24 protein-coding genes, 2 tRNA genes and 1 pseudogene are annotated in these 26,640 nt (G+C 46.9%); 2 read left to right on the top strand and 25 right to left on the bottom strand.

Going from position 1 to position 26,640, the window contains the following annotated elements; genetic code table 11:
• From BLV50_RS22120 to BLV50_RS22110, 3 genes and pseudogenes are all read right to left on the bottom strand, one after another.
• Positions 1-712, bottom strand: a pseudogene (locus BLV50_RS22120) (helix-turn-helix domain-containing protein); the annotation flags it as partial.
• A 149-nt stretch (positions 713-861) separates the two neighbouring features.
• Complete coding sequence (locus BLV50_RS22115) at positions 862-1,344, bottom strand: NucA/NucB deoxyribonuclease domain-containing protein (RefSeq protein ID WP_079696176.1); 483 nt, start codon at positions 1,342-1,344, stop codon at positions 862-864.
• Between the two features lie 112 nt (positions 1,345-1,456).
• A complete protein-coding gene (locus tag BLV50_RS22110; RefSeq protein WP_063567883.1) occupies positions 1,457-2,605 on the bottom strand; it encodes a sensor histidine kinase in 1,149 nt (382 codons plus the stop codon).
• A 303-nt stretch (positions 2,606-2,908) separates the two neighbouring features.
• Here BLV50_RS22110 and BLV50_RS22105 point away from each other — a divergent pair, with 303 nt between their 5' ends.
• Together BLV50_RS22105 and BLV50_RS22100 are read left to right on the top strand one after the other, a co-directional pair.
• Positions 2,909-3,097 carry a DUF6199 family natural product biosynthesis protein gene (locus tag BLV50_RS22105; RefSeq protein ID WP_053784205.1) on the top strand — a complete coding sequence of 63 codons (189 nt, stop codon included), beginning with the start codon at positions 2,909-2,911 and terminating at the stop codon, positions 3,095-3,097.
• A gap of 144 nt (positions 3,098-3,241) precedes the next feature.
• Positions 3,242-4,444, top strand: coding sequence for an MFS transporter (locus BLV50_RS22100; protein ID WP_090809976.1), 1,203 nt, complete (start codon positions 3,242-3,244; stop codon positions 4,442-4,444).
• Between the two features lie 72 nt (positions 4,445-4,516).
• On the opposite strand, the gene BLV50_RS22095 is transcribed toward BLV50_RS22100, so the two are convergent.
• From BLV50_RS22095 to BLV50_RS22000, 22 genes are all read right to left on the bottom strand, one after another.
• The gene (locus BLV50_RS22095) at positions 4,517-4,846 is read right to left on the bottom strand and encodes a DUF1904 family protein (RefSeq protein ID WP_063567881.1); all 330 of its coding nucleotides are present in this window, start codon (positions 4,844-4,846) and stop codon (positions 4,517-4,519) included.
• Positions 4,847-5,017: 171 nt separating this feature from the next.
• Positions 5,018-5,140, bottom strand: a complete 123-nt coding sequence (locus BLV50_RS22090) for a sporulation protein YjcZ (protein ID WP_079696179.1) — start codon at positions 5,138-5,140, stop codon at positions 5,018-5,020.
• 116 nt (positions 5,141-5,256) lie between these two features.
• The gene (locus tag BLV50_RS22085; protein ID WP_176854624.1) at positions 5,257-5,937 is read right to left on the bottom strand and encodes a hypothetical protein; all 681 of its coding nucleotides are present in this window, start codon (positions 5,935-5,937) and stop codon (positions 5,257-5,259) included.
• A 171-nt stretch (positions 5,938-6,108) separates the two neighbouring features.
• Complete coding sequence (locus BLV50_RS32875; protein WP_157258415.1) at positions 6,109-6,279, bottom strand: hypothetical protein; 171 nt, start codon at positions 6,277-6,279, stop codon at positions 6,109-6,111.
• Between the two features lie 81 nt (positions 6,280-6,360).
• A complete protein-coding gene (locus BLV50_RS22080; RefSeq protein ID WP_090809974.1) occupies positions 6,361-7,917 on the bottom strand; it encodes a hypothetical protein in 1,557 nt (518 codons plus the stop codon).
• Positions 7,918-8,155: 238 nt separating this feature from the next.
• Positions 8,156-8,578, bottom strand: a complete 423-nt coding sequence (locus BLV50_RS22075) for a hypothetical protein (protein WP_063567878.1) — start codon at positions 8,576-8,578, stop codon at positions 8,156-8,158.
• Between the two features lie 139 nt (positions 8,579-8,717).
• A complete protein-coding gene (locus BLV50_RS22070; protein WP_063567877.1) occupies positions 8,718-8,915 on the bottom strand; it encodes a hypothetical protein in 198 nt (65 codons plus the stop codon).
• A 187-nt stretch (positions 8,916-9,102) separates the two neighbouring features.
• The gene (locus BLV50_RS22065) at positions 9,103-10,335 is read right to left on the bottom strand and encodes a beta propeller repeat protein (RefSeq protein ID WP_090809972.1); all 1,233 of its coding nucleotides are present in this window, start codon (positions 10,333-10,335) and stop codon (positions 9,103-9,105) included.
• 23 nt (positions 10,336-10,358) lie between these two features.
• Positions 10,359-10,727 (bottom strand): hypothetical protein, encoded by a 369-nt coding sequence (locus BLV50_RS22060; RefSeq protein WP_090809970.1) that lies wholly within the window; start codon positions 10,725-10,727, stop codon positions 10,359-10,361.
• Positions 10,728-10,971: 244 nt separating this feature from the next.
• Positions 10,972-11,045: transfer RNA gene (locus tag BLV50_RS22055), tRNA-Ile, on the bottom strand.
• Positions 11,046-11,101: 56 nt separating this feature from the next.
• Positions 11,102-11,175 (bottom strand) — tRNA-Met (locus BLV50_RS22050).
• 71 nt (positions 11,176-11,246) lie between these two features.
• Positions 11,247-11,387, bottom strand: a complete 141-nt coding sequence (locus BLV50_RS32870) for a hypothetical protein (protein WP_179132216.1) — start codon at positions 11,385-11,387, stop codon at positions 11,247-11,249.
• A gap of 156 nt (positions 11,388-11,543) precedes the next feature.
• The gene (locus tag BLV50_RS22045; RefSeq protein ID WP_063567874.1) at positions 11,544-12,998 is read right to left on the bottom strand and encodes an ABC transporter substrate-binding protein; all 1,455 of its coding nucleotides are present in this window, start codon (positions 12,996-12,998) and stop codon (positions 11,544-11,546) included.
• Between the two features lie 21 nt (positions 12,999-13,019).
• A complete protein-coding gene (locus BLV50_RS22040) occupies positions 13,020-13,883 on the bottom strand; it encodes an ABC transporter ATP-binding protein (protein WP_063567873.1) in 864 nt (287 codons plus the stop codon).
• Between the two features lie 2 nt (positions 13,884-13,885).
• Complete coding sequence (locus BLV50_RS22035) at positions 13,886-16,792, bottom strand: ABC transporter permease (RefSeq protein ID WP_090809968.1); 2,907 nt, start codon at positions 16,790-16,792, stop codon at positions 13,886-13,888.
• The gene (locus BLV50_RS22030) at positions 16,792-17,907 is read right to left on the bottom strand and encodes an efflux RND transporter periplasmic adaptor subunit (RefSeq protein WP_079696183.1); all 1,116 of its coding nucleotides are present in this window, start codon (positions 17,905-17,907) and stop codon (positions 16,792-16,794) included. The genes BLV50_RS22035 and BLV50_RS22030 overlap by 1 nt, the downstream gene beginning before the upstream one ends.
• The gene (locus BLV50_RS22025) at positions 17,870-18,790 is read right to left on the bottom strand and encodes an ABC transporter ATP-binding protein (RefSeq protein ID WP_256338017.1); all 921 of its coding nucleotides are present in this window, start codon (positions 18,788-18,790) and stop codon (positions 17,870-17,872) included. The genes BLV50_RS22030 and BLV50_RS22025 overlap by 38 nt, the downstream gene beginning before the upstream one ends.
• Positions 18,791-19,079: 289 nt before the next feature.
• Positions 19,080-19,721, bottom strand: coding sequence for an orotate phosphoribosyltransferase (pyrE, locus tag BLV50_RS22020; protein ID WP_090809967.1), 642 nt, complete (start codon positions 19,719-19,721; stop codon positions 19,080-19,082).
• On the bottom strand, positions 19,718-20,458 hold the full coding sequence (gene pyrF, locus BLV50_RS22015) for an orotidine-5'-phosphate decarboxylase (protein WP_064636479.1): 741 nt from the start codon (positions 20,456-20,458) through the stop codon (positions 19,718-19,720). Before pyrF ends, pyrE begins: the two co-directional genes overlap by 4 nt.
• 112 nt (positions 20,459-20,570) lie before the next feature.
• A complete protein-coding gene (carB, locus tag BLV50_RS22010) occupies positions 20,571-23,789 on the bottom strand; it encodes a carbamoyl-phosphate synthase large subunit (RefSeq protein ID WP_090809965.1) in 3,219 nt (1,072 codons plus the stop codon).
• Position 23,790: 1 nt separating this feature from the next.
• Positions 23,791-24,933: a glutamine-hydrolyzing carbamoyl-phosphate synthase small subunit gene (gene carA / locus BLV50_RS22005; RefSeq protein WP_090809963.1), complete on the bottom strand. Its 1,143-nt coding sequence runs from the start codon at positions 24,931-24,933 to the stop codon at positions 23,791-23,793.
• Between the two features lie 401 nt (positions 24,934-25,334).
• Positions 25,335-26,639, bottom strand: a complete 1,305-nt coding sequence (locus BLV50_RS22000; RefSeq protein ID WP_072734473.1) for a dihydroorotase — start codon at positions 26,637-26,639, stop codon at positions 25,335-25,337.
• Position 26,640 lies beyond the last annotated feature (1 nt).

Genomic DNA, 26,640 nt, shown 5'->3' with positions numbered 1-26,640 from the left:
AGTTCATCACGGATACGACGATAGCCATAACGCCCCTGATGTTCCTCGTAAATGGATTGAATAAGGAGTTTCAGGTCTGCGTCTAGATCGGGCTTGTCAAACTGTTTCACCCAGTAATAGAAGGTGCTATGTGGGACTTCAGCGAACGCTAGCAATGCAACCACCGGGAATTCAAGCCTTAATTCATAGACTACTTGCGCTTTGTCTTGTTTGGTGATTTTCCCTTGTTTTGAACTAAGGCATTCAACTTTTTTAAATAGGCGTTTTCCATACGCAAACGTTCTAATTCAGCTTGTAGAGCTTCAACTGATTCATCGCCAGGTTCTAGCTTCTTCGTTATATTTTTGTTCGTATTTTTCATGAGTGGACGCCCCTTTTTCTTTGATTTCAGGCCGTCCATTCCATCCTCATTGAATTGAATACGCCATTTTCTAATAATCCTAGGAGAGGGTATATTGAAAATGACCGCAGCTTCATTTGGAGACGTCCCATTCTCGTTTATATAGGTGAGTACGTCTAGTTTAAATGTCTTAGTGTAAGCTGTATAGCTCTTTTCAAAAGCTTTGACGCCGTGATATTCGTATTGCCTAATCCACATACGTAAAGTTTCATGATTTATCCGTAATGATTTTGCAATACTTTTGACTCCTTCAGTACCATTCTGATATCTATGAATGGCTTTCAATTTCTCATCTAAACTGAATTTAGGCAAAAAAACTGCACCTCCATTGTTAGTCGTGTCTAACAAATGGGGTGCAGTTCAATCGACGTCTGGTTTTATTTTTGCCTTTTACTTTACACCACACTTTTTCAAAGCCAAGGCATTTCTCCATCAATTACTTTCTCATTCATAGTCCGTCGTTATTTCACCACAAACTTTACTCGTGTTCCATCCGGATATGTACTTAGCTGGTTTCCCACCCATGAGCCTGCACCACGATTATCTTTGGGACTAATATATTGGATATCCGCACCCGCTCCGCCTTCCGCACACATCGCCATTGGCCATTCATCCCGATCTTTCCCCTTTTTGACCGGAACACCTTTGAGGGACAAATCCCGATTACCTTCAGCTCCACTGCGATCAATGGTGCATACATCCGAATGTCCTGCCTTGATGGCCTTCTTGATATGATTGGCCGTTTCGGGATAGCGCTCGGCCGGGAATGTGATGGTATGATCTACGCTCCCCTTGCTTCCCCCAAATTGGGACGGTATGTCCAGAGACCATTCTCCCCCAACCCATGCATAGAGAGCTACCATTAACATGGCCACCAGCGTCAATATCTGCTTTTTAAATCGTTGCTTGCCCTTGCTCCTTTTACTTCTGCGTCTTTTACTCATGCTGTTTCTCCCCCATTCAACACTTGCATTATACCAGAACGCCAGTTCGCTAAACAATATAAAAAAACATAAAAAAACAGCCGACACTTCCCGGCTGTTCGTTCTGCATAGACTACCCCACGTTAGGAATCGCCTGTTGTCGAAGTAAAGGCAAGGTTACCTCAAACTTCGTACCTTTCCCCTCGGTACTCTCCACCGAAATTTGACCATCCATCAATTCGAGCAACTCTTTGCAGATGGTGAGTCCAAGTCCGCTGCCGCCAAATTTGCGTGCATGAGAGATGTCTGTCTGCGTGAATGCTTCAAACAATTGATTGATTTTATTATCTGGAATGCCAATGCCGGTGTCATGTACAGTGAATACCAGAATAACGGTATCCCCTCGCCGCTCCTCAACGTCCATCTGTAATTGCACTTCACCTTGTTCCGTGAATTTAATGGCGTTGCTGAGCAGGTTATCCAGCACTTGTCGGAGACGCAGAGGATCACCTGTGAGTACATCAGGAGTAGTCAGATCCGCATGACAGAGCAAGCGAATTTGTTTATTCTGCGCCGCAGGTTCATGCGTTTTAATAATCTGTTGAATCAGCTTCAACGGCTGAAATTCGATTTGCTCCACTCTCATTTTCCCTCTGCCCAGCTTGGCCATATCAAGACTATTGTTGACAATGTTCAGAAGAGCCTCCCCTGACTGACGCGCAAGCTCCAGGTACTCTTTTTGCTCCTCACTGTTGTCACCCATGCCCACAAGTTCGATCATGCCCATAATCCCGTTCAGCGGCGTGCGAAGTTCATGGTTCAGCTTCCCAATGAACTCCAGCTGTCCCCTACTGTTCATTTCTGTCAGCGAAGCTGCCATACGTAACTGCTGCTCAGCATATTTTCGCTCCGAAATATCGTATTGAATCCCTACAAAAAACAAACATTCCCCTGAATCATCGAAAATCGGATCAATATTCAGTTCATTCCAGAATTTCTGTCCATGCTTCGTATAGTTTAGAATCTCTGTCTTGATCGACTGACGCTTCTTCAATGCTTCGCGAATTTTCTGTACGGTTTCCGGATCCGTATCCGGCCCTTGCAGGAACCGGCAATTCTGTCCAATCGACTCTTCCGCACTATATCCGGTTAATTCACTAAAATATTCATTTACATACATTAGCGGAAAATCAGGCAAGGTAGCATCGACTACGGTCACGGAAGATTTAATCTTAGAAATTATAAATTCCCATTGTATAGCGAGTTGATTGTATTTAGTCATGCTTCCTCCTTCATCTCACCAAACTTTGTTGTGTTGAGTTCATGCTCCTAATGCAGCTATCGATAACCCGATGGTATGTGATTATATAAAAACAATATAATTAATTGTAACATAGTTATTCAAGCCATGTGTTCCTTGGGTAATATCTGAATAATACATTCACAAAACTTATCATCTCATCAGGAGGGTCACTCATGAAATTTTTATTAATCGTTATTATTATTATTTTGCTTGTTTTCTTCTTCTCCAGACGTAAGCGTTAATTTTGAGCGGGTCATGTAAAATGAGGAAGGAAGATCGGGTATGAGAACCCTCTTTTTTATATTCATGACACTTTGTATCATTAATTTGTGCTTCCCGAAATTTGGCTGGTACTTGCGTTATGGCTGGATTTCTCGGGGAGAGGCTGAGCCCAGCAGACCGTATATGGCGATGACCAGAATGACCAGTCTGTTGATGCTGCTTATCGCTTTTACGCTCGTTGTGGCTTGAATTATAGAAACCAGAACGGCAGCTATCCCTTGGGACAGCTGCTTTTTTGCTGCTTCAATGACGGGAAAATGACAACTTTGTTTGTGGTGCGTTTGCAACGATACCCGTAATATATAATTATCGTTGTGGAAAGGACACCTTAGCATGAACATCGCATTTTATCCATATTGGGCTGCCAAAACGCTGCTTTCTCTCATTAATGTTATATATATCATGGTTATCACGACGTTTATTTACGGTCAGACCGGGTCTGTCCTTTACGCTGCGATGTTTCCATTCATTCAAATGTCAGCTCGTATCGTCGCAGGGTTCACTGCACCACTGCTTGTGAACCGTTTCGCATTCTCCAGGCTGATTATTAGCATTCCTTTAGCCAAAACATTGATGATAACCGGAATCGCCATCGCATTTACCGATCTCACTGCTCACATTCCTCTTCTGCTTGTGGGAATAGCGATCCTCTCGTTCCTGGACGGATGGGAATCTCCATTAATAAACACATTAACTCCACGATTGGTTCAAGGAGAAGATCTGGTGAAGGCGAATAGTTTTCTCTCATTCTCTACTCAGACCGTGACGATCATTGGATATGCGATGACAGGATTCATCGTTATGCACTGGGGGGCTTCACAAACATTCTGGGCGGCTACAAGCTTATCCTGGGCTGTCCTGCTTCTAATGATTACGATCAGTTCACTTACCCGCGATATGCAGGAAAAAGTCGAGAAATCCACTTCCAGATGGGATGTATTAAGGGAAGGTTGGCTTATCCTTTGGAAAAATCGATCGTTGCGCCTGATAACGTTCATGGACCTGGTTGAAGGTCTTGCTGGCTCCATCTGGATCGGTGCTATCACGCTTGCTTTTGTGAAAGAAGCTTTGGGCCAAGAGGAAGGTTGGTGGGGACTTATCAACTCCAGCTATTCTGCCGGCACCATTCTTGGGGGAATTCTGGCCATCGCCTTGGCCACTCGCATACAGAAGCACTTGATCTCCAGTATGGCCATAGGTTCTCTTCTCTTCAGCTTACTGACCATCGCATACGGTTTAAACAGCCTTCCTTGGCTTGCTCTGGTATTATGTATGCTTATGGGTCCTGCTTATCAGATCCGCGATATTGCTCAGCAGACGGCTTTTCAGACCCGTGTGCCCATCGAATCACTGTCCAAAGTAAACGCAGCCCATGGAATTATTCTCTCAGCTTCCATGAGCATATCTACGGTAATCTTCGGTCTGATTGCTGATCAAATGGGGATTCGGCTAGTATATTTGATTGGCGGTGCCTTATTCATCGTATCCTCCCTATGCTCTTTCCGGTTAAATCGAGTTAAAGAGCAAAATGATTGAATCAAAAAAAGACGAGCACATATCTGCTCGTCTCTGCTGCATCCGAACATCATCGGTGCAGCCATTTTATTCTCAATCCAATCGGTAATCTGTCAACGGCTTGCCTTGTTTATAATACAGGGCGGGTGACAGTATATTGAAGAAAATATGCACATCAGGCAAATCCGCTTCTTCCAAAATAACCTGCATTGAGGAAGCGATACGATTATGAATCTCCTGATCACGTTGGAACATCAAGATCTCTACTGAAGCCGGAGAAGGAGTAAGGGCTTGTACGTCATGACGCTCTGCCTTCATTCTCTCCCGCGGGATATTGGTAATCAACGCAAATTGCTCCGTGATGCGAGGTACAACTTCCTCCAGCTGAGGTCCTGTGAATCCTTTAAAACGAATAAACGGCATTGCTATCCCTTCAATCTCTATTATTAGTCTCTTATGTGATTTTAAGCACATTGTTTTCGGTTGTCAAATCTCTTTCATCATATCATTTTTTTCATAGAAACGCAGAAAAGCCCCGCTGAAGTCTCAGCGGAGCATACACGCAACCAGGGTCTCACCTTGTTCTACAGCGGCTTACAGCCAGAAAGATTTAGTGATGATTACGAGCAGGATGAAGAGTACGAGAATTGCGCTTGTGGAAGTCCATCCGCCAAATCCACCAACATTGCCGCCACAACCGTATCCAACTTCACTCATTTGATTGGCCTCCTTTGAATTTCAAGGTATGCCATAACATATGTCGATTCTAACATGAATGACCGGGCTATACGGCAAGCTAACCGGCCCAATCATTGTGTATTCTGTTAGTTGAATTATGCCGAAGGAATGACTTGGATGTTGATGTTCACATCATTTCCTGATACTTCACGATAGAAGTCTGCTGTATTTTGCTGCTCCAGGACAATCAAACGAGTACGTGTATCGTTTCTGGACGCCAAAACCACTTGACCATCCGGGGCAATACAATAAGCGATTGGAATTGAAATTTCACTGTTACGATATGAACCGTCCGCATGGCTGGTCCCCATAACAATGCATTGATTTTGTATCGCCATCTGCCGCGCTTCTTCAACCCACTCTGTATACTGCTCTTCACTGAACATCCCCACACCAATGGAATGCATAATCAAATCCACTCTACCAATATTCTCGTTGCGAAATCCTTGCAGTACCAGTTCGTCACATAACAATGTGCTTATGGTCCAGTCCTGTTCCTTAATTACCTCAGCAGCGGTATACTTCGCTTTCTCCAATACAGTCTCCCCAGCCTTGTTAATAATGATCGCACGGTCCTTGGGACGTTCATCCAACCTGCGATGACCTGATACAATCATCGTTCCATATACAGCCGCCAGACGGCTAGCCTCTTCCACGTTCTGATTCAGATAGCCTTCAGGAAAGAACAACACATCCGCTTCTGGATGTTGTTTCAATTCCGCTTCCAGCTGCAGCAATTGTTGTTCCAACCTGGGTTGTCCAATAATAATCTTCAACGTTTATCCCCCATTCATGAATAAAAGCCGGTTCATACCTGTATCAGGTATGAAACCGGCTTAAAGGTTGTACAGGCAGGATTCCTGCTCACCGCACTTCGCTTCAAGAGTAATTGTCTTTGGCATATCGTTACGTCTAACAATTACTTTTACAGTTTAAATGATATGTAGTTAGGAATTTCTGTGTTCAATTCTATCATAAATCTCCTGCCCGTCATAACCTCGATCTGTGGCTATATCTTTGGCAAAAAGTACCATATCACCAGTCGCAGCTGAATTTGCGCCCAACGCTCCCACAACCGCCGCAAGTGGATACAGCAAAATGGTCAGAACCTTCTTCATGCACTCATCTCCTCTTCCGTATACAGGAAATTTTTGTGTGATCATCCTAATAATACGATGAAAAGAAGTAAGTTTCAATCTTTATAGACACTCGAAGCTTTTCAACAAATCTATTGCTTCCTCATGATCAGGTTCCAAAGCCAGTACTTTCCGTGTGTAAGCCAGTGTTTCTTCTTCCAGTTCAAGTTCATAACAACACACAGCCAAGTCGTACAGCACAGCTGAGTTCTGTTTTCTCGAATCAGTACCTAACGACAGCTCCAGAAATCGCTTGGCGTCCTCATACATATACATCCCATATAACAGCTGACCTACAAGAAACGCCACATCTCCTAGCCGCTCCATTACATAATATGAAGACCACATGATGTGGATTCCAGACTGAATATCAAGCATTTCCTCATCGCTTGCATCCGGTAGAAGGTTCGAAATCCGGTTGGCACTATGAATCAAAAACTCAGCATCATATCCGCCCAGACGCCAGAATGGTATAATCTGCTTCAGTTCCATCCGCTCTACCTGATGATCCATCCATTCTTTCATACTAAAGAAATCATCGGGTCCAAAACGTTCAACAAATCGGTGATACGCCAGTCGAGTGTTTATGTACCCCAATGGTTCGTCCACCATCAACATACATCCAACGTTCAGATCTTTATAATGATGTGTTGTGAAACGAGTGTGGGCTCCTTGCTGTTCCAATACATATTGAATGGCATGATAATTTGCCGTTAAAGAAAAACTTCCATGAAGTACGAATTCAGGAGGCTCGGCAAACTTCCAGTTGTCCAGTCGATGGTCACCTTTGTCCGCAGTAATTAACACATATCCTGAATCTGATAACCTATTCAATCGTTCGAGACAGGACAGACCGATTGCCGGGAACATAATGTGCGAATCCTCCAACTCTTCCTTGTACAGAGCGATAAGCCCTTGATACGGATAGTCTTCTGCACTGTACTCAGGTGCACGGCGGTATTCATAACTCAGTATCATGTTTTTCAGCAACTCGGCAGGCTCCGAATGAAGAGCAGATTCTGGAGATTGGAGGAGTATGTCACACTCATATATCTCCCCCTCACCGACATAAATTAATTCCTGTGGAATGCTGTCAAAAAAGTAATTGGCAATCAACAGCAAAGGTTGCTTCAGATCGCCCGGTCGAATAACTGTATCCGCCACTACCAGATTCAACTCGGTGTCCTGTATCGCGTCAAAACGTGCGAAATCCAGTATTCCTTGGTCAATAAAGGATTGCATGGACGGATGCTCTCTCCAGCCCAATACATTATCTTCGACCAGATCGGTCATTACATATCGAAAAGCTGGCAGCTGCACGCCTGCAAAATCTTTCAACTCTGTCAGTTTGAACAGAATTTGGTGCGCCAAGCGGCCTACGCCCGCTCCAAGTTCCAGAATGGTCACTGTCTCGGCCGTCTTTCCTTTGCTGGCGAGATCTTGAAGAAAACCAAAAATCATCTCGGCATACGCCATTGCAATCATGGGGTTACTCGTAATATATTGCGGAACCTGATTCTCGGTCCAAGCGTGCAGCCCTTTCTGTTCATAATATGCCCGCTGCCAGTCCCATACCGGAGCTTCACTGAAGCGGAATCGTTGTCCTTCGTTTTGCATCATTGGTTGAAAACCTGCTTTCCATTCATAATTTCATCGACATTTCGGACTTTCTATTCCATGTTCTCATAGACCGTTCCCTTAATCTCTAACGCATTATATCATAAACGATGACTGATCCAATTAATTGCTAAACCACACTCCTGTAAAATAGAAAAAACCTACCTTTCTCAAGGCAGGCAATGCTCGTTAATACATTTATGCTCCATCTATAACGAACTGTTGGCAAGGGCGCTCAACGTTAGTCCGAATATACCGCTCCATCAAAGTTCTCAGGGCCTACACGGATCGTACCCAGCAAGTTAGAGCTGATAAATGCAGTGTACGTCAACTGAGGTGTTATTGGTGGATTGAAATCATCCGCAGAGAACGTAATGACCTGAGGAGCCAGAATGCTCAAGCTGAACGTAGACGTTGCAGAATAGATGACAGGATCCGTTGCTAAGGTTCCTCTGACAATTGTTATCGTTACACCTACGAGGGCTAATGGAAGCTGCACTGATACAGTTCCTTTGAATTGTACCCGTGGGTTTGCACCAGCACCAGCTGTTTGCAGACCAATCTGACCAAACAGTTGAGGAGTATTGATTACAAGGATCGGGATAGCAATGGAGTTCGCCAAACTCGCATTCTGCGATGTTCTTGCATCAAGAAATTGACTCATGAAATCTACCTCCTTCTGTCGGGGATATGATAGTATATGTGAGATTTGAGATATGGCATGGACAGACACTGATATTAAGAAAAAAGGGCATATCAAAAAGACACTGCCCGTATTGCTAAGGCAGTGCCTCCAGAATTTCTTAATCAAAGTTATGTTCGTTTTTCTCCAATCTCTCTTTTAATAATCGAATCTCTTGCTTCAAACCTGAGATTTCCTCCCTTAAACCAGATCTTTTTATTGCCATTGAAAACACAGCATATAAAATCAGACCTACCAAACCAATGAAAATAAATATAGTTAAAATTCCTACAAAACCCACAGCACTAGCACCATTCATAACTTTAAATTGTCACCACCTTTATAACATATATTTTAACAATAATACCATATATTTATTTTATCAGCTTTGTTTGCAATTTCGTTAGCATTCGCCTGCCATAAAAAAGCTCTGCTAGCATTATGCTAACAGAGCTTTCTCACAGTGAATTATTAAGTAATTCCCTCATCACTTTAAAGTAATCTAATCAACTTCCAAAGTAAACGTCCAATTTTCCAGTGGGCGGAGTGGTTGCCATCCAAACTGCAGCCAAATTATCGGGAGCATACGTTGTAGCGGTGATATAATCACCAATTAATACTGTAGGCTGCGGTGAATTGCCGTTGGGGTTAAACGAAGTCGTTGTGAGTCGGCGATTCGCAAAGGTAGCTCCTCCGTTAAACGATTCAGCAACAAACACATCTAAAAGAAATCCGTCAATCTGATTGGAATAATAAATAACCCTTACAGTTCCTGTGAATGGCGATACAGTAATGGAGGGAAAGAAATTTTGCGAACCAACGGGAGCTCCAGTAATGCTTACAGGATCTGACCATAGAAGCCCATCCGGTGAGCTGCATAGGAAAATGTCGGTGTATCCATTCCGCGCATCATTCCAGGTTGCATAGACTTTACCACTATAGGTTCCATTGGATATGTCAGCTCCCAAGCTCAGGTTCGTCTGCACGCGAAAAGCATAATTCGTGACAGGTAAAGGAGATGGGGCAGGGACAACAGAAGCAATCCATGTGGATTGTCGTTCAATCGGCGGCTGGAACGTAGCCCCTCCATCGTAGGAGATGCGAAGCAGTGCGTACGGACTATCCGGCCCTGTAGTAATATATCCTGCATATACCTCACCAGTAAAACCTATAGCTATAGAACTTCTGTCATGGAAACCTCTTGGGCTTGAAATTCGGCTCGGAATCTCCCACGTTGTCCCCTGATCTAATGACCTTTGCAAAAATGTGGACGAAGCCAATGTAGCAAGAGGGGTATACCCCACGTATGCATTCCCCCGATAAGGGCTTCCAGGTGTTCGATCCACTGCTATAAACGGCTCATCATTATGAACGATAAGGCCATATCCCTTGTTCACAAACACGGGAGGAGTCCAGGTCACTCCATCATCCAGGGATGTGTAACTGATGATTGTACCGTCATTATCACCGTTAAATATGTGAACTGTCACTATAAACGTACTCGGAAATGTGTAATCAATGGTTGGTGCTTCAGCGCCTGCATACCCGGCAGGCTGCTGCATAGTTGTCGTTGACCATGTCTGTCCACTGTCAGTAGAACGATAAACGCCGATAAGTGTAGGTCCTGTACTTGTGTCAACAGCAACCGCACACATGATATTCGGAAGTAGCTCGTTGGAAGCAATTGAGGGTTCAAATTGGTTTCCACCGAGTGCTCCTGTGATATTTACAACGGGCAAGTACCTCACCTCCATTCCAAAGATTAAGGAATATTCGTAAACCGGTCAATTAATATCATTTCTGACTGTAAAACACGTTGAATAACATTACCTGTAGAATCAATACCATATGCATGAATAATCGTACTTGTAGCACTAAAGAAATCTGCTTGGACTTCATAAAATGCTGCATCGTTTAGAGCATAAATCAAGGTCCGAGATGCCTGGGGGCCTACTTGAAATAAATCGTGCCCAATTGGAATTCTGGCATTTTGAGTAGTGTCCCATTTAAACACTTCTATCTCTATATTTACAGGAATATTAAGAGAATCATTTAAACAAGTCACAAGAATCTGAGTAGCCACACTTCCACCTGTTGGCGAATTGTAGATCAACCCTGTAGAGTTTGGCAATCGAACTATCCCTCCTCTTTGAACCACAGATTAACTACACTATTTGTACGCCCCTATCATTTAAAGTAGTACGGATTCTTTGTTGAAGGGGAAATACAACAAAAAAGCCTTGATGAAGCAGCAAAGAATGATGATGCTCATCACCATCGAACTTTTGCAGGCTTTATTCCAAGGCTCAGTTAATATCAGTTTTGAGTTTATAACAATAGAAAAAAACCCTTGCTACGCAAGGGTTTCGAGAGAATGGGCCCTACAGGACTCGAACCTGTGACCAATCGGTTATGAGCCGACCGCTCTAACCAACTGAGCTAAGGGCCCTGAACAAAAATGTATAACGTTCAGATGATGGCTGTGAATCATCCAGTAAAACTAAATTGCGGGGGCAGGATTTGAACCTGCGGCCTTCGGGTTATGAGCCCGACGAGCTACCGGGCTGCTCCACCCCGCGTCAGTAAGAAATATTAAAACAGCGACTTAATTAATATACACCATACCTGCCCCACATGTCAAGGGGTAATGTTAGGGAATGAAGCGTACGCCATACCGCCCTTTTTTTGAACGATATACTTCCACTTCAGCTGGCTCGTTATGACCGTAAATCCACCCATCCTGCTCCATCCGTTTTGCAAGACACCCTGCCTGAAATTTGGTTGTATACAATTTGCTGAAATATACCCAGTGCATTCCACTCGTCCTTTCTTGAAGTCATCATTTATCCCTGCTTTTGTAGAATACCCCAATTCCATAAAAATAGCCGCCGAAGATATAAATCTCCAGCGGCTGCATCTATGATTTTTTTACAAGATCATCTAACTTTTATTGAAATGTGGCTTTAGGGTTCTTTTTCAATTTCTCCAGCATCTCGTTCCCTTTGGCTGCCCATTCACCAAGCGCTTCTTTTGGTGTTTTTTTGTTCGCAAGAACTTGATTGAAGTATTCCATACCCTTGTCACTTACTTGCCACAGGTTCGGCATTTTTTGATACATTTTATCCAAGTTCGTATTGGTCGGAGGTATAGGTTTCAGTGTATAGAACGCCTGGATATTGTAATCCAAGCCATCCTTCGGTTTAATAAAGCTCTTCCGTGAAACCATCTCATAACTGCTGCGTGCTTTGATTTTCGCCCAGTCTTCACTGTTCATATACTTAATCAATTCCCATGCATCATCAGGGTTCTGAGCTGAACTATTAATGGCCATAAGATTGCTCAGATAAATGTTGCCTCCGATTTCAGGAGCCTCCGGATGAACTGGAGGTGTAACAACATCCCAGTCTACCTTCGTAAAGTCTTTCATTTTATCTGCATTTTTATTGGCATCAATCAACTGATTAATGTAGCTGTAATCTCCAATCACCATGGCTGTTTTGCCACTCAGGAACAGATCACCCTGAAGCGGATTATAACGTCCACTCTCATCCTGACTATCCTGCGGTTCGTCTCCTTTAGGGATGACTTTATCTAAGGCGAGCTTGCTTATCGTGCTCCATACTTTCTCCCATTGAGGAGAATCTACAGTCATTTTTTCCGCTTTGTCATCAAAAATTTTCAGCTGCAAAGAGTTATAATACTGGGACATCGTATAGTATGGAGAACCGCCTTGATAGGTACTGAAAGAGAAACCAAATACATGGTCTTTTCCTTCACCTTTGGTAAGGCGTGTACCCAGGTTGAAAATATCATCCCAAGTCATATTATCCGTTGGAGGCTCCACGCCTGCTTTCTCAAACATACCCTTGTTATAGAACAAAGCGGAAGAGGAGAACGTTGGCGTCAAAGCGTAGATGCTCTGATCTCCCAAATCCTTAATTCCTTCGAGAACACTTGGCACAATATCCGTAGTATCAAACTTGTCTTCCTGCATCAGTGGGTCCAGTTGTTTCACCATGTTTTCCTGAATCAACGACTTGACTGTCGCCGTATCCGCCACGATGACATCTACCGGGTTATCCCCTGTCATAATCTTCTTCAAGCTTTCCATCGTATCCGGAATGTCCTTCTGCTCTTCCTGGTTACCATAGCCATACATGCTGCCCTGATCTACCGCAGGTACAACTTCAATCGTTATATTTGGATGTGTCAATTCAAAAGCATCGGTAAACTGCTGACGGAAATAGCTGTCATCCTGGCCACCCCATAACGTCGCTACACGCAATACACGCTGCTCGTTATCCTTGGACTCACTCGCTGTACAACCCGCAAGCAGCGGCAATGCCAGACTAGCTGTAGCCAACACGGCCAGCACTCGTTTTCCCCAAAACCTGTTCTTCATCTCCCAATTCCCCCTCTAAAATTATCTTGGCGGTGTAATGACAATACGTTCACCGTCAAATTCCAATGTGGCACGATTATCAATGGACAGCGCCTCCAGATACTCCTTGGGCACCTGAAGTCGTCCCGCCCGGTCGATAATGACAAAAGCTTCATGAATATCCGGGGCTCCTGCCTCCGATAAGCCATGTTCGTCATCCAGATTCGGATTACGTTTCACAAACTCGGTGCTGGTCAAGCCGTCCCGAATCGCCACGATCCGGTCCACCTTACCAGCAAGGGTTAGATCATGAGTAACAATCACAATCGTGACCCCGAGTTCCTTGTTCATTTTGCGAAAAATGCCCATGATGGTATCACATGTCTCTGAATCCACCGAACCTGTCGGCTCATCGGCAAGCAGCAGCTTGGGGCGATTAGATAGTGAGATGGCAATCGCTACCCGCTGCTGCTCCCCACCGGATAATTGATGCAGCTTGTTGTGCATCCGATCCTTCAGTCCAACCCACTCCAGCAGCTGCATGGCATAGGCGCGATCGCGCTTGCCTCCCAAAATCATGGGCGTTTCCACGTTTTCCAGTGCTGTGAGGTATGGCAGCAGGTTACGGCCGTTATTTTGCCAAATGAACCCTACGGTATGACGTTTGTACTCCACCAATTGGGCATCTGTCATTTTCAGCAAATCCCAATCCCCGACAACGGCTGTACCAGCTGTTGGACGATCAAGTCCACCCAGAATGTTGAGCAATGTGGATTTACCACTACCACTGTTACCGATGATAGCCATCATTTCACCTTGATTGACAGTCAGATTGAGACCTTGAAGGGCAACGACTTCCACATCGCTGGATTTAAAAATTTTGACAAGTCCTTCGCATTGGATCACGTTTACCTCTCCTCTCCCATTTTGACTGCCTGGTGAACTCGCAGCCTGCGGATTTGCCACAGCAGCATCGTTGCTCCAATGATCAGCATGACCACGGTCACGCCGTATAGTTGCAACATATCTTTCTCTTCAAATACAATTCGGAACGGAGGTACCTGTGCGGACACATTATCTGTCGTTTGCAGGAAGGGCAGGAACAGACGGCTGGATACCTGACCAATGCCAATACCAAGAATGATGGACAGACCCGCCGTGAACACCTGCTCTAACAGCAACATACCGCTCAATTGTGCCCGGGATAATCCCATCGCCCTCAGGACACCGAACTGTACTACACGCCCGGATAGATTGAAGAACCAGTACAGAATGTATCCGATCAGGGAAATAATCACCGAGACAAGGAATCCGAGACTCAGTATGCCGAACACCCCGCCTCTTGACGGATGTTTGCCCTGGGATACCAGCTCTGTACGCACATCGCGCACAGACGATAATTCAATGCCTTCAGCTGCAAGTTTCTCCATCAAAGGAGCAACTTTGGCATCCGGCTCCATCTTCAGCCAGACCTCATATGGAATCAGAGGCACCTGATCATAGATGTAATCCAGATTGGCAATGAAAAACGGCATTTGATCCGGGTACTGGGCAGGCCAGTAAGGTATAATGCCAAAGACCACAAATTCAATCGCCTGGCCCTGTACACCAATGGAGACGAGGTCTCCGGTTTTGAGCTTGAATTTGTCTGCAAATTTGGAAGAGACCAATACGGCCCCTTCATATTTTCCAAGCAAGTCAAGGTACTTATAAGGATGAGCCGGGAACAGATCGTTACGGAACCACGCCACTTGGGCAAAATCCACATTGTCGATCCCCACCAGCATTCCCTGTCCACCTGATTTGCCAGAGACAATAATGTTGCCTTTCGTTTGCAACACTCTCGCTGCATGTTCGACACCATTCAGGCTGCGGAACACTTCAAAAGGTGGCTCGGAATAGATCATCTTCGTGGGTTGTGAAGTACCACCGCCCCCACCTGATCCACCTCCGCCGCCGTTACCGCCGCCTCCAGAACCACCGCCACCGTTTCCTCCACCCTGTCCACCGCCTGAACCTCCGTTTTGTCCGGAACCCGTTGGCTTAACCTCAGGTGTGCCTTCCCATACCGTCTGCATAATAACATCCGAACCATAGCGATATAACGTACGCTCGGTTGAGTTCAGATCAATGGTACGAGCCGCCGCCGAGTTATACACACCGAGTCCGAGTGTCAATACAAGCAGGATCATCAAAGGATAATAAGAAGATGATGAACGTGAAAGCTGCGTCAGTGTCAGATACAGTGGAACCGGGAGAAACTTGCGCCCGATCAGCTGAATCAACTTCAAAATCCACGGGAACAATCGTAAGAAGAACAGTCCCAGTGCAAAGATCGCGAGTGCCGGTACAAAGAACAGAAACGGCTGTACCTGAAGCTGATCTGTCGTCATTCCGGTCTGGAACGTCAACATTTGCCGTTCATAGAACAAGTAGTATCCATATCCGGCGAGCCCCAACAGCGCGATATCCAGGAACCAGCGCTGCCATACCGGCGCACGATCTGTACGTGCTTGCCGCCGCTTAGCCGATACAATCGTCGCCCGCGCATAGGTTACTGCCGGAATGAGAGAAGCTATAATTGCCACCAACACGGCGATAAGGCCAAGCAGGATGGCTTCTTTCGATATTCCAATCGGAATGGATTTCCGATCCACGAACGACAGGAATCCACTCGCTGAACCGATGCTTTTCGCCATAAACCATCCAAGAAACGGTCCGATGACAAGAGCAATCGCTCCCAGGAATATACCTTCAAGCAGATAAAGAGAGAATATCTGCCGGGCAGAAGCTCCGCGACTGCGCAGAACCGCAATGTCACTTTCCTGCTTCTGTAACGACTGTCTGGCATTCATGGCAATAAAATAAAAGACCATCGCAATCATCGGTGCTGCCAGTGTGAACAGCATGGTCTGCAATTGCAGACTCTGACTGCGGAATTGTTTCAGCAGATCCCCGAAGGTGATGTCCACTTTCGTATCCTTCAACCGCTGATACAGATCGATATCCAGCCTTTCCAGCACAGAGGTCAATCCCGAGAGCTGGCTCGTTTGAATCTCTTTCAGATCAAATGCATAATACCAACGTGAATTCTGAAGAGGGATCCCTTTTTCCTTTAACAAAACATTATTAAATACCGATTCATCCACATATAGTCCGTTCATCATACCGTCAAATCCCTGTACCCAATACGGGCTGCTAGGATCATCGGCTTTGAAAGAACCTATAATCTTCACACGCAACGTAATATCGAGACCGCTGTAAATTGGATATTCCAGAACATCTCCGATATGCAGATCGTTACGATACATGCCCTCTTCGAGCATGACCGCTTCAATCGTATCGCCCTTGACCTGGTTGCCCGGCTTCACTCCCGCAGAATAATTAACCTGTGCATCCAGGCCTGTCATCGTCCCCAGACTCATGCTGCGGACCCGGCTGGCATCCACTTTCGTTGGGTCTTCCGGGTTCACTTCCGTGCTGCGGATGGAACGGGAGTTCACAAACGTATGAAAAGGAAATCCAATGTCACGGGGCACATCCTCGCGGATATATCGATCCACCTCTTCCAGACCACGTGTATCTGTCTTCACACCACCAGGTGCCTGGTAACTCATGAGCAACGAGCCGGCTGGCAGTCCCTCACTGTTATCCTGCAGCGTCTGGGCCACGACCCGCTTCAGCGCACCATCGGCATACATCGGAATACTAACGGTGAACGCTACCGCCACAATCAGTCCGATTAGTGTGCTGAACGTCATCCAGCGAGTGTTCCACATTTTGCGGAACAACAGTCGAAGCAATGGCAGCCCCATTAGCGGCCCACTACTTTCTGTCCAACGGTCAGACCTTTCAGAATCTCCACATCCGTGGATGTCTGCTGCCCAACTTCTACGTCCACTTCACGCTTGCTTCCATCACTCTCCACCACTTGCACGTACGTTCTTGAACCGATGGAGCGCAGAGCGGATACTGGAATGACAATCGCGTTCTCTGTTCGCTGCGTGACAATCGAAACCGTTAGAGGTGTACCGCGTTCAACCCCTTTGGGCATTTTCGCCAGCGAGACGATAACATATTGATCCAGGCTTTCTTTCGCTGGAGGCGTTCCGCCTTCCCCCGAACCTCCGCCGTTACCACTTCCACTACCCGATGCTTGGGCAACAGGCATCACTTTAACTTTGCCAGCCACTTTGCCTGCCCCATTAATGTCCACATCCGCCTTCATGCCAGCCGAGAACTTTTCCAAATCTTCCTTGGCAAACGTAGCTGCGACAACCAGGTTGGATGTATCTGCTATAGTCGCAATCGGGTCATAAGCTTTGACAGCCGCGCCCTTCTCCACCTGCACAGCAATGACTGTTCCACCGAATGGAGCGGTCAAAGTGGCTTTACCCAACTGATCCTCCAGATCGGCGAGTTCCTGACGAAGTTCTTCAAAGGCAATCGTGGACTCTTCGAACTCTACCGGGTCCATCTCATCCCGTTTGCGAAGCGTTTCCTTCATTTGCACTTCCGATTTGCGAATCTGCAGGTTTTTGGCCCGGATTTCCTTCTCCACGCTCTCTACATCAAGAACAGCGAGAAGTTGACCTTTTTTCACTTTATCCCCTGGTTTTACATTCAACTCTTTGATATGCATACCGTCCAGCGTAAAATACACCTTTTCTTCCCGCTGGCTCATCATCTTGCCGCTTCCGCTTACTTTCTTCTCCAGCGTCTCTGTCCGAACTTCATATTCCGGCTTCTTGGAGATCGTTGGCGGTGTAATTGGCGGAAGTACTTCTTCCTCTGTCTCAGCCGGCAGCAAAGAGCAGCCGGACATCGTTGCAGCCACTATCGCACTAAGCACAATAAGCGCTGCGCGTTTCCCCCTCTTCGGAGCGGCCCCTTTACTTGATAAATCTGCCGTCCGCCATTTCATAAACATGGTCCGCAACCTCCAAAATCGTAGGATCGTGTGTAGTCATACAGATCGTTACTTGTTCAACTTCAATAATATTGCGAAATACAGCCATAACCTGTGCTCCCATTTTGGAATCGAGTTCAGCTGTCGGCTCATCCGCGAGCAATAATCTCGGTCTGTGGGCTATCGCCTTGGCGATGGCCACCCGCTGCTGCTCTCCCCCGGACATCTCGAATGGACGGTGCTTGACCCGTTTGGTTAGTCCGACCAGATCCAGACAATGACCTACCCGGTCCTTCCATTCCGAACGCGGCACGTCCGCCATGCGCAGCGACAGCTCTACATTTTCCCAGGCAGACAACAAGGGCATAAGCGCATACGCCTGAAAAATAAAACCAATTTCTCTGCGCCGCAAAGCGGTCCGCCGCCGGTCTCCCCAATCTTGAAGAGGCTGGCCGGAGAACAGAATGTCTCCACTGGATGGCTGATCCAGCCCACCCAGCATATTGAGCAGCGTTGTTTTCCCTGAGCCCGACCGCCCTTTCAACATCACCAGCTGTTGCGGGTTCACTTCCATATCGATGCCTTTGAGCACATGAATAATACGGCTACCCGTCTGGAAACTGCGATGAACATTGCGAACCTCCAGCACAGGTCCGTCATATGGAGGTAACAGATCCTTCTTGGAGGGCTTGGACTTCACTTCAGGTTCAGCTGCTGCAACCGCAACTTCCTCTTGGCTTGTTTCACTGGTTATGTCGTGCGGGTCGATGGATGTATTCTGCGGTTCACTTATGTATGCCGATTCCTCCTGCCCGACTGGTTCCTGCTGCTCCGTGAGTCCGACTGCACTGTCCTCGCCTGACTGGCTCTTGGCAGGTCTGATTTTTGAAAATAAATTCTTCATGCCAGCAATCACGCTCATCCTTTCTTCATATCCCGTTCACTTCATCAAGACACTAAAAATAGAAATCTATTCCATACTACACTGCATTATAAACGACGGATCACAACTAAAAGTTACAAGCTTTTTACAACGTTCCAGTGAAAAAGTTAATATTTTGATGAACAAACGAAAAAAGCACCCCAAAGTGCGGGATGCCTCTTGATTATTCGCTGAATTTGCCTCTATGGCGGCAATCATTACAATTTTGATACCGTTCACAATCAAACTGTTCAGTCGGGTGTGAATGATATTATTTACCAAATGAAGAAGGATCTTCACGCCAGGATTTGAGCAGTTCAAAATCACTCTCCTGGATTGAACCCTCAGCCAAAGCCACATCCATCAGAGCTGTGTAATTGGACAGGGTTTGCAGCGGAATTCCCGCTTCTTCAAAAGCCTTAATTCCTTTGTCGAGCTGATAGCTGAAAATCGCCAGTACAGCCAATGGAGTCGCCCCGGCTACACGTACTGCTTCAGCGGCTTTGATTGAACTGCCACCTGTCGAGATCAGGTCTTCAATGACAACAACCTTCTGCCCCTCAGTGATCAGTCCTTCAATCAGGTTCTCTTTGCCATGTCCTTTGGCTTTATCACGAATGTATGCCATCGGCAGATTCAGCTTTTGCGCCACCCAGGCAGCATGCGGGATACCCGCGGTTGCTGTACCTGCGATGACTTCTGCATCGGGATATTGATCACGAATGATCGCAGCAAAGGCTTCAGCAATGTCGTTACGAATCTCGGGATAAGACATCGTTAGACGGTTATCACAATAGATTGGTGATTTGATGCCGGATGTCCAGGTAAATGGCTGCTGCGGACGCAGCGCCACCGCTTTAATTTTCAACAGTTGGGAAGCAATATGGTTAGGAATCTCAGTAAGTTCGATCATGCGTTCAACATCTCCTTCAAAATGGTTTCTGCCGCTTCACGTGGATTGGGAGCGCCCGTAATGGGTCTGCCTACAACAATGTAATGGCTGCCTCTGGCAATGGCTTCACCTGGCGTCAGGACACGAGTCTGGTCTCCGAGGCCACTTCCCGCTGGGCGGATGCCTGGTGTGACCGTGTGAAAATCACTGCCACAGGCTGCGCGGATCGCCGGTACTTCCAACGGGGAAGCAACGACGCCATCAAGACCTGCCTCATGGGCCAGTCCTGCATAACGGACTACTGCTGCCTCAACGCTGCCCTGGATGCCGATCTCGGCATTCATCGTTTCCTGGCTGGTACTGGTCAGCTGGGTAACCGCAATAATCTCAGGTCTACGCAAGGATGGGTCAGCAGCCAGAGCCGCCTCAGCACCTTCACGAGCAGCACGCATCATGCTTGTACCACCAGCTGCATGCACATTGAACATATCCACTCCCAGACGGGTGATGCTTTCAGCACCCCCACGAACCGTGTTTGGAATATCATGCATCTTCACGTCAAGGAATACCGAGTACCCCTTCGACTTCAGCTCGCGAATGAAGTCCGGGCCAGCGGCGTAGAACAGCTGCATGCCCACCTTCAGATAACAGGGAATGCCTTCGAGGGCTTGTACCAATTCCTGTGCTTGCTCTGCTCCGGGATAATCGAGTGCCACCATCAGACGGCCAGCCATTTCGTTGAAATTCGGGTGATTCATATTCCAGCGCTCCTTCCAAAAGCTTGATTTTTCCGTTTTTTGCCCGATATAAAGGACATCCCGCCAGCCCGAAGGCTGACTGATGTCCTTGATCAGTGACAAATCGTCTTATTTATTTTACAAGAGCTGGCATAGCCTCAGAGGAGAAGTTGATCGTTTGCAGCATGATCAACAGGGCACGGATCGTATCCAGTGAAGTCATACATACAATGCCGTTCTCTACCGCCTCACGACGAATACGGAATCCGTCACGCTGCGGGGTTTTGCCTTTGGTCAGCGTATTGAACACAAAGTTTGCTTCGCCGCTACGGATCATATCGAGAATGTTCGGCGAACCTTCACTTAGTTTGTTCACCGTCGTCACCGGAATGTTCGCTGCTTCAAGCGCAGCTGCCGTGCCTCCGGTAGCCATGATTTTGTATCCCAGTCTATAGAAACCTTCAAGCAGTGGAACAGCTTCCTCTTTGTCTTTGTCCGCTACCGTTACCACGATTGCTCCGGTGGCCGGGATCTTCATGCCTGCACCGATAAGACCTTTGAACAACGCTTTAGCGTAATTCGGGTCACGACCCATAACCTCACCTGTGGATTTCATCTCAGGTCCAAGCGTTGGTTCCACACGACGCAGCTTCGCGAAGGAGAAGACCGGAACTTTTACGGAAACATGATCCGATTCAGGCCATAGACCGTCGACATATCCGAGGTCTTTCAGCTTCACGCCCAGAATGGCTTGTGTTGCCAGGTTCGCCATCGGAATGTTGGTTACTTTGCTCAGGAAAGGTACTGTACGGGATGAACGCGGGTTCACCTCGATGATGTACACTTGACCCTTATGGATAACAAACTGGATGTTAACCAAACCGATCGTTTTCAGTTCTTTTGCAATCTTGATTGTAATCTCTACAATTTTCTCTTTGAGATCCTGGGACAGGTGCTGTGGCGGATAAACCGCGATGGAGTCACCGGAGTGAACCCCTGCGCGCTCGATATGCTCCATGATACCCGGAATCAATACCGTTTCACCATCACAGATCGCGTCAACCTCACCCTCTTTCCCCATCATGTAACGGTCGATCAGGACCGGATGCTCCGGGTTGATTTTAACCGCCTGTTCCATATATGTCAGCAATTCTGCATCGGAGTATACAATCTCCATCGCACGACCGCCGAGTACATAGGAAGGGCGAACCAGTACCGGGTAACCCAGACTTTGAGCCGTTTCAACCGCATCATCTACCGAAATGACTGTTTTTCCTTTTGGTTGTGCAATTTCCAGACGGGAGAGCAAACGCTCGAACTTCTTGCGATCCTCTGCCTCATCAATGTTTTCCAGATCTGTTCCGAGAATCGTTACACCAGCGGCACGTAGTGGTGCTGCCAGGTTGATTGCTGTTTGACCACCAAACTGTACGATAACACCTACCGGCTGTTCCTGTTCGATAACGTTCATTACATCTTCGAAGAACAGGGGTTCAAAGTACAAGCGATCCGATGTATTAAAGTCCGTAGACACCGTCTCCGGGTTGTTATTGATGATAACTGCTTCATAGCCTGCTTTTTGCAGAGCCCATACCGCGTGTACTGTGGAGTAGTCAAACTCAATCCCTTGACCGATCCGGATTGGACCAGAACCAAGTACGACTACTTTTTTCTTATCTGAAGGAATGACTTCATTCTCAGTTTCGTAAGTAGAGTAGTAATATGGCGTTGTTGCTTCAAACTCAGCTGCACATGTATCTACCATTTTGTAGACTGGGCGAAGGTTTTCCTCTTCACGACGTGCTCTGATTTCAGCTTCTTTCGTCAGCGTACCTCCTGGTTGACCTTCAGCCCGCAGCTCAGCAATGGCACGGTCTGTGAAGCCAAGACGCTTCGCTTGATACAAGGTTTCGGAGGACAATTCGGATTCCTCACGAATGCGATCTTCGAAGCGGATCAGCCCTTCGAGTTTATCCAGGAACCACCAGTCAATCTTCGTCAGATCTTGAAGCTGTTGCAATGTATACCCTCTGCGGAATGCTTCAGCGATCAGGAAGATACGCTCATCGTCGGCTTTGACCAGACGCTCGTTCAGCGTTGCTTCATCCAGGGTTTCGGCATCTTTCAGATAGAGACGGTGTACGCCGATTTCCAGGGAACGAACAGCTTTATGAATTGACTCTTCAAATGTACGGCCAATCGCCATAACTTCGCCTGTCGCTTTCATCTGTGTACCCAGTTTGCGGTTCGCTGAGATAAACTTGTCAAACGGCCAGCGTGGGATTTTGCTCACGATATAGTCCAGTGTTGGCTCAAAGCATGCATATGTTTGGCCTGTTACCGGGTTCACGATTTCGTCCAGTGTGTAACCCATGGCAATTTTGGCAGCCATCTTAGCAATTGGATAGCCCGTTGCTTTGGAAGCTAGTGCCGAAGAGCGGCTTACCCGTGGGTTAACTTCGATAACATAGTACTGGAAGCTGTGCGGATCAAGCGCAAACTGCACGTTACATCCACCTTCGATGTTGAGGGCACGGATGATTTTCAGGGAAGCTGAGCGCAGCATTTGATATTCACGGTCAGACAGCGTCTGGCTTGGCGCCACAACGATACTGTCACCTGTATGAACACCTACCGGGTCAAAGTTTTCCATGTTGCAGACTACGATACAATTATCGTTCTTGTCACGCATAACCTCATACTCGACTTCTTTCATGCCAGCAATGCTTTTCTCCACCAGACATTGCCCGATCGGGCTGTAACGAATTCCTGCTGCTACGGTTTCACGCAGTTCTTCTTCGTTCGAACAGATCCCGCCGCCTGTTCCGCCAAGCGTGTAGGCTGGACGGACGATGATTGGATAACCAATCTCATTCGCAAAATCAAGTGATTCCTCAAGTGTTGTTACGATTACACTTTCGGGTACAGGCTGTTCCAGTTCACGCATTAGATCACGGAACAAATCACGGTCTTCCGCTTTCTCAATGGATGTGAGCTGTGTTCCGAGTAGTTTGACATTCTCACGCTCAAGGACGCCAGCACGTGCCAGTTCCACAGCCATGTTCAGACCCGTTTGACCGCCAAGGGTTGGCAGCAAACCGTCTGGACGTTCCTGACGAATGATTTGCGTTACAAAATCCAGTGTAATCGGTTCAATGTACACTTTATCAGCCATGTTGGTATCCGTCATAATCGTAGCCGGGTTGCTGTTGATGAGTACAACTTCCACGCCTTCTTCTTTCAGTGCCTGGCATGCTTGTGTACCGGCATAGTCGAACTCGGCCGCTTGACCGATGACGATTGGACCTGAACCAATCACCAGGATTTTTTTGAGATCTTTGTTAATCGGCATGTTATTGTGCTCCTTTCACTGCGGCTGCCAATACGGCTTGACGCGGCTTTTGCGGGTTAGTGATCTTGTGCTCGCGAATCATCTCGATGAAGCGGTCGAACAGATAGCTATTGTCGTAAGGACCCGGGGCTGCTTCAGGGTGATATTGAACCGAGAATGCCGGGAAGGATTTATGTTTCAGACCTTCAATGGTCTTATCATTATTGTTGATATGTGTCACTTCAAGCTCCGTATTTTTCACGGATTCTTCGTTTACGGTGTAACCGTGGTTCTGGGATGTGATGAAGCAACGTCCGCTCTCCAGTTCTTTAACCGGGTGGTTTCCGCCGCGGTGTCCAAACTTGAGTTTCTCTGTATCGGCTCCTGCCGCAAGTGCGAACAGTTGGTGACCCAGGCAGATTCCGAAGATCGGATATTCGCCGAGCAGTTCACTGATCATTTTAACCGCGTGAGGAACGTCTTTCGGGTCCCCAGGGCCGTTGGACAGCTGGATGCCATCCGGGTTCATGCGGCGGATTTCGTCCGCTGTTACATCATGCGGAACGACGACAACGTCACAGTTACGTTTGCTGAGTTCACGCAAAATCCCTGTTTTGGCACCGTAGTCAACCAATACAATGCGTTCACCCGTTCCCGGGCTGTTGTAAACATGTTGAGTAGAAGTCATAGGAACCTGGTTACGCAGCTCAGCGATGCTGGTGTCTCCCATCATCTCCAGCAACTCTTCCACAGGTTTCGATCCTGTTGTGAGAATTCCTTTCATTGTGCCGTGGTGACGAATCCGGCGAGTCAGCATCCGTGTATCAATCTCGCTGATTCCTACGATGCCATACTCTTTAAGCAAATCGTCTACGCTGTATTCCGCACGCCAGTTACTTGGTGTCGGCTCATGACGACGTACCACAAAACCATGTACGAATGGACGAATCGACTCGAAGTCGTCACGCGTAATGCCGTAGTTACCAATCAGTGGGTACGTCATGGTTACGATTTGACCGCAATAAGAAGGATCCGAAAGCACCTCTTGATAGCCTGTAATTCCCGTATTAAAAACGACCTCACCTGTTGTTTCACCTTCAGCACCGAATGCTTTCCCGGTGAACAGTGTGCCGTCTTCCAACAATAATCTTGCCTGTGCCTGCATCCCATTTCACTCCTCTGTGTTTATCAACGTTGAATACTTTGAGTTGAACATGGGGGACGTTACGTTTGGTGCGGCTCCGTGGGCAGAAAACCCTTTGATCGCTGTTATCTCCGGATTACTTTGATCCCATTCTTCAAATGGAGTAATCCGGTGATAAAGGCGAACGCTTTGCTTCTTCGGGTTCTTTCTGCCCACTCCACAGTTACGTTGGTGTCCATGTTCAAAAGCATTATTCAACTTTTCTTTGTTTCGTATGTTTGACTCTCGGCATGGTCTGCCTTGAGTTAGTTGTAAAGATGTTATGGTGTATAGGTTGTAGATTTAGAGTTATAAAGCCTTGTTGTTTTAAAAGAATTAAAGAGGAAAAGCTTATTGATTTATTGATCTAATAAGTTACTGATTTACTGTTGTACCGTGTTATTCCACACGCTTTTGCCGTCCACCCATGTCTGTACCGGCCATCCTTTTAGCTTCCAGCCTGTGAATGGTGTGTTTCTTCCTTTGGTTGCGAACGTTGCAGGATCAACCGCTTTTTCCTCGTTCAGGTCAATCATCGTGATATCCGCTGGTGCTCCCTCTTCCAGCTTGCCAGTATCCAGTCGGAATACCCGTGCCGGATCTGCTGTCATGCGTTTCACGAGGAAGTCCAGGCTCCAAAGCCCTGTTTCCACAAACTTCGTGTACAACAGCGGGAAAGCCGTCTCGAATCCAACGATACCGAACGGTGCCAGCTCCATACCTTTTGCTTTCTCTTCTTCGCTATGCGGCGCGTGATCGGTAACGATCATATCCAGTGTTCCGTCCAGCAAACCTTCGATACAAGCTTGCACGTCGCGTGGTGAGCGTAGGGGCGGGTTCATCTTCCAGTTGGCATCCATACCTGGGATATCCTCATCCGACAATACCAGATGGTGCGGACATACCTCAGCAGTTACTTTAATACCGATGGACTTCGCCAGGCGAATCAAGCGAACCGACTGCTCCGTACTTACGTGGCAGACGTGGTAGTGAACTCCCGTTGCTTCTGCAAGCAGGATATCACGGCCTACGTGGATGGCCTCGGATTCATTAGGGATACCTTTGATACCATGACGCTTCGAAAACTCGCCTTCTGTCACATATCCGCCAACTACCAATGAGTCGTCTTCGCAGTGAGCGATGACTGGCATATCCATACTTGCTGCGAGGCTCATAGCATCTTTCATCATTTGAGCGTTTTGTACGCCCACCCCATCATCCGTGAATCCAATCGCACCCGCTTCTTTCAATGCGGCGAAATCCGTAAGTTCACGTCCAAGCTCGTTCTTCGTAATAGCTGCATAAGGCAGTACTTTAACCAGGTCGGCTTCTTTGGCTTTATCCAAAACCAACTTAACGACATCTGCGCTGTCGGTTACCGGTCTTGTGTTTGGCATACATGCAATCGTTGTAAAACCACCTTGTGCTGCCGAACGGGCACCCGTCTCGATCGTCTCTTTATGCTCGAATCCAGGTTCACGCAGATGCACGTGCATATCAATCAAACCGGGAATGACCAGTTTGCCTGAAGCATCGGTTACGCTATGCGCTGATTGCTCTGCTTTCAGTACCGCTTCGTCTTCCACTCCAGCGATCTTTTGAATTTTTCCTTCATCTATAATGATCGTTTTCCGTTCAAGTTCCCCTTGATGATTCAAGATGTTCGCGTTCTTTATAATCTGTAGCATA

The sequence above is a fragment of the Paenibacillus sp. 276b genome (genome assembly GCF_900107875.1).
Taxonomy (GTDB): Bacteria; Bacillota; Bacilli; order Paenibacillales; family Paenibacillaceae; genus Paenibacillus; species Paenibacillus marchantiae.
This window is presented reverse-complemented; position numbering and strand designations above follow the sequence as displayed.

Bases quoted from the DNA above. Each gene is read 5' to 3' on its own strand.
- BLV50_RS22115 (WP_079696176.1), bottom strand. From the start codon at position 1,344: ATGAGTAAAAGACGCAGAAGTAAAAGGAGCAAGGGCAAGCAACGATTT.
- BLV50_RS22110 (WP_063567883.1), bottom strand. From the start codon at position 2,605: ATGACTAAATACAATCAACTCGCTATACAATGGGAATTTATAATTTCT.
- BLV50_RS22105 (WP_053784205.1), top strand. From the start codon at position 2,909: ATGAGAACCCTCTTTTTTATATTCATGACACTTTGTATCATTAATTTG.
- BLV50_RS22100 (WP_090809976.1), top strand. From the start codon at position 3,242: ATGAACATCGCATTTTATCCATATTGGGCTGCCAAAACGCTGCTTTCT.
- BLV50_RS22095 (WP_063567881.1), bottom strand. From the start codon at position 4,846: ATGCCGTTTATTCGTTTTAAAGGATTCACAGGACCTCAGCTGGAGGAA.
- BLV50_RS22090 (WP_079696179.1), bottom strand. From the start codon at position 5,140: ATGAGTGAAGTTGGATACGGTTGTGGCGGCAATGTTGGTGGATTTGGC.
- BLV50_RS32875 (WP_157258415.1), bottom strand. From the start codon at position 6,279: ATGAAGAAGGTTCTGACCATTTTGCTGTATCCACTTGCGGCGGTTGTG.
- BLV50_RS22080 (WP_090809974.1), bottom strand. From the start codon at position 7,917: ATGATGCAAAACGAAGGACAACGATTCCGCTTCAGTGAAGCTCCGGTA.
- BLV50_RS22075 (WP_063567878.1), bottom strand. From the start codon at position 8,578: ATGAGTCAATTTCTTGATGCAAGAACATCGCAGAATGCGAGTTTGGCG.
- BLV50_RS22070 (WP_063567877.1), bottom strand. From the start codon at position 8,915: ATGAATGGTGCTAGTGCTGTGGGTTTTGTAGGAATTTTAACTATATTT.
- BLV50_RS22045 (WP_063567874.1), bottom strand. From the start codon at position 12,998: ATGAAGAACAGGTTTTGGGGAAAACGAGTGCTGGCCGTGTTGGCTACA.
- BLV50_RS22035 (WP_090809968.1), bottom strand. From the start codon at position 16,792: ATGGGGCTGCCATTGCTTCGACTGTTGTTCCGCAAAATGTGGAACACT.
- BLV50_RS22030 (WP_079696183.1), bottom strand. From the start codon at position 17,907: ATGTTTATGAAATGGCGGACGGCAGATTTATCAAGTAAAGGGGCCGCT.
- BLV50_RS22025 (WP_256338017.1), bottom strand. From the start codon at position 18,790: ATGAAGAATTTATTTTCAAAAATCAGACCTGCCAAGAGCCAGTCAGGC.
- pyrE (WP_090809967.1), bottom strand. From the start codon at position 19,721: ATGATCGAACTTACTGAGATTCCTAACCATATTGCTTCCCAACTGTTG.
- pyrF (WP_064636479.1), bottom strand. From the start codon at position 20,458: ATGAATCACCCGAATTTCAACGAAATGGCTGGCCGTCTGATGGTGGCA.
- carB (WP_090809965.1), bottom strand. From the start codon at position 23,789: ATGCCGATTAACAAAGATCTCAAAAAAATCCTGGTGATTGGTTCAGGT.
- carA (WP_090809963.1), bottom strand. From the start codon at position 24,933: ATGCAGGCACAGGCAAGATTATTGTTGGAAGACGGCACACTGTTCACC.
- BLV50_RS22000 (WP_072734473.1), bottom strand. From the start codon at position 26,639: ATGCTACAGATTATAAAGAACGCGAACATCTTGAATCATCAAGGGGAA.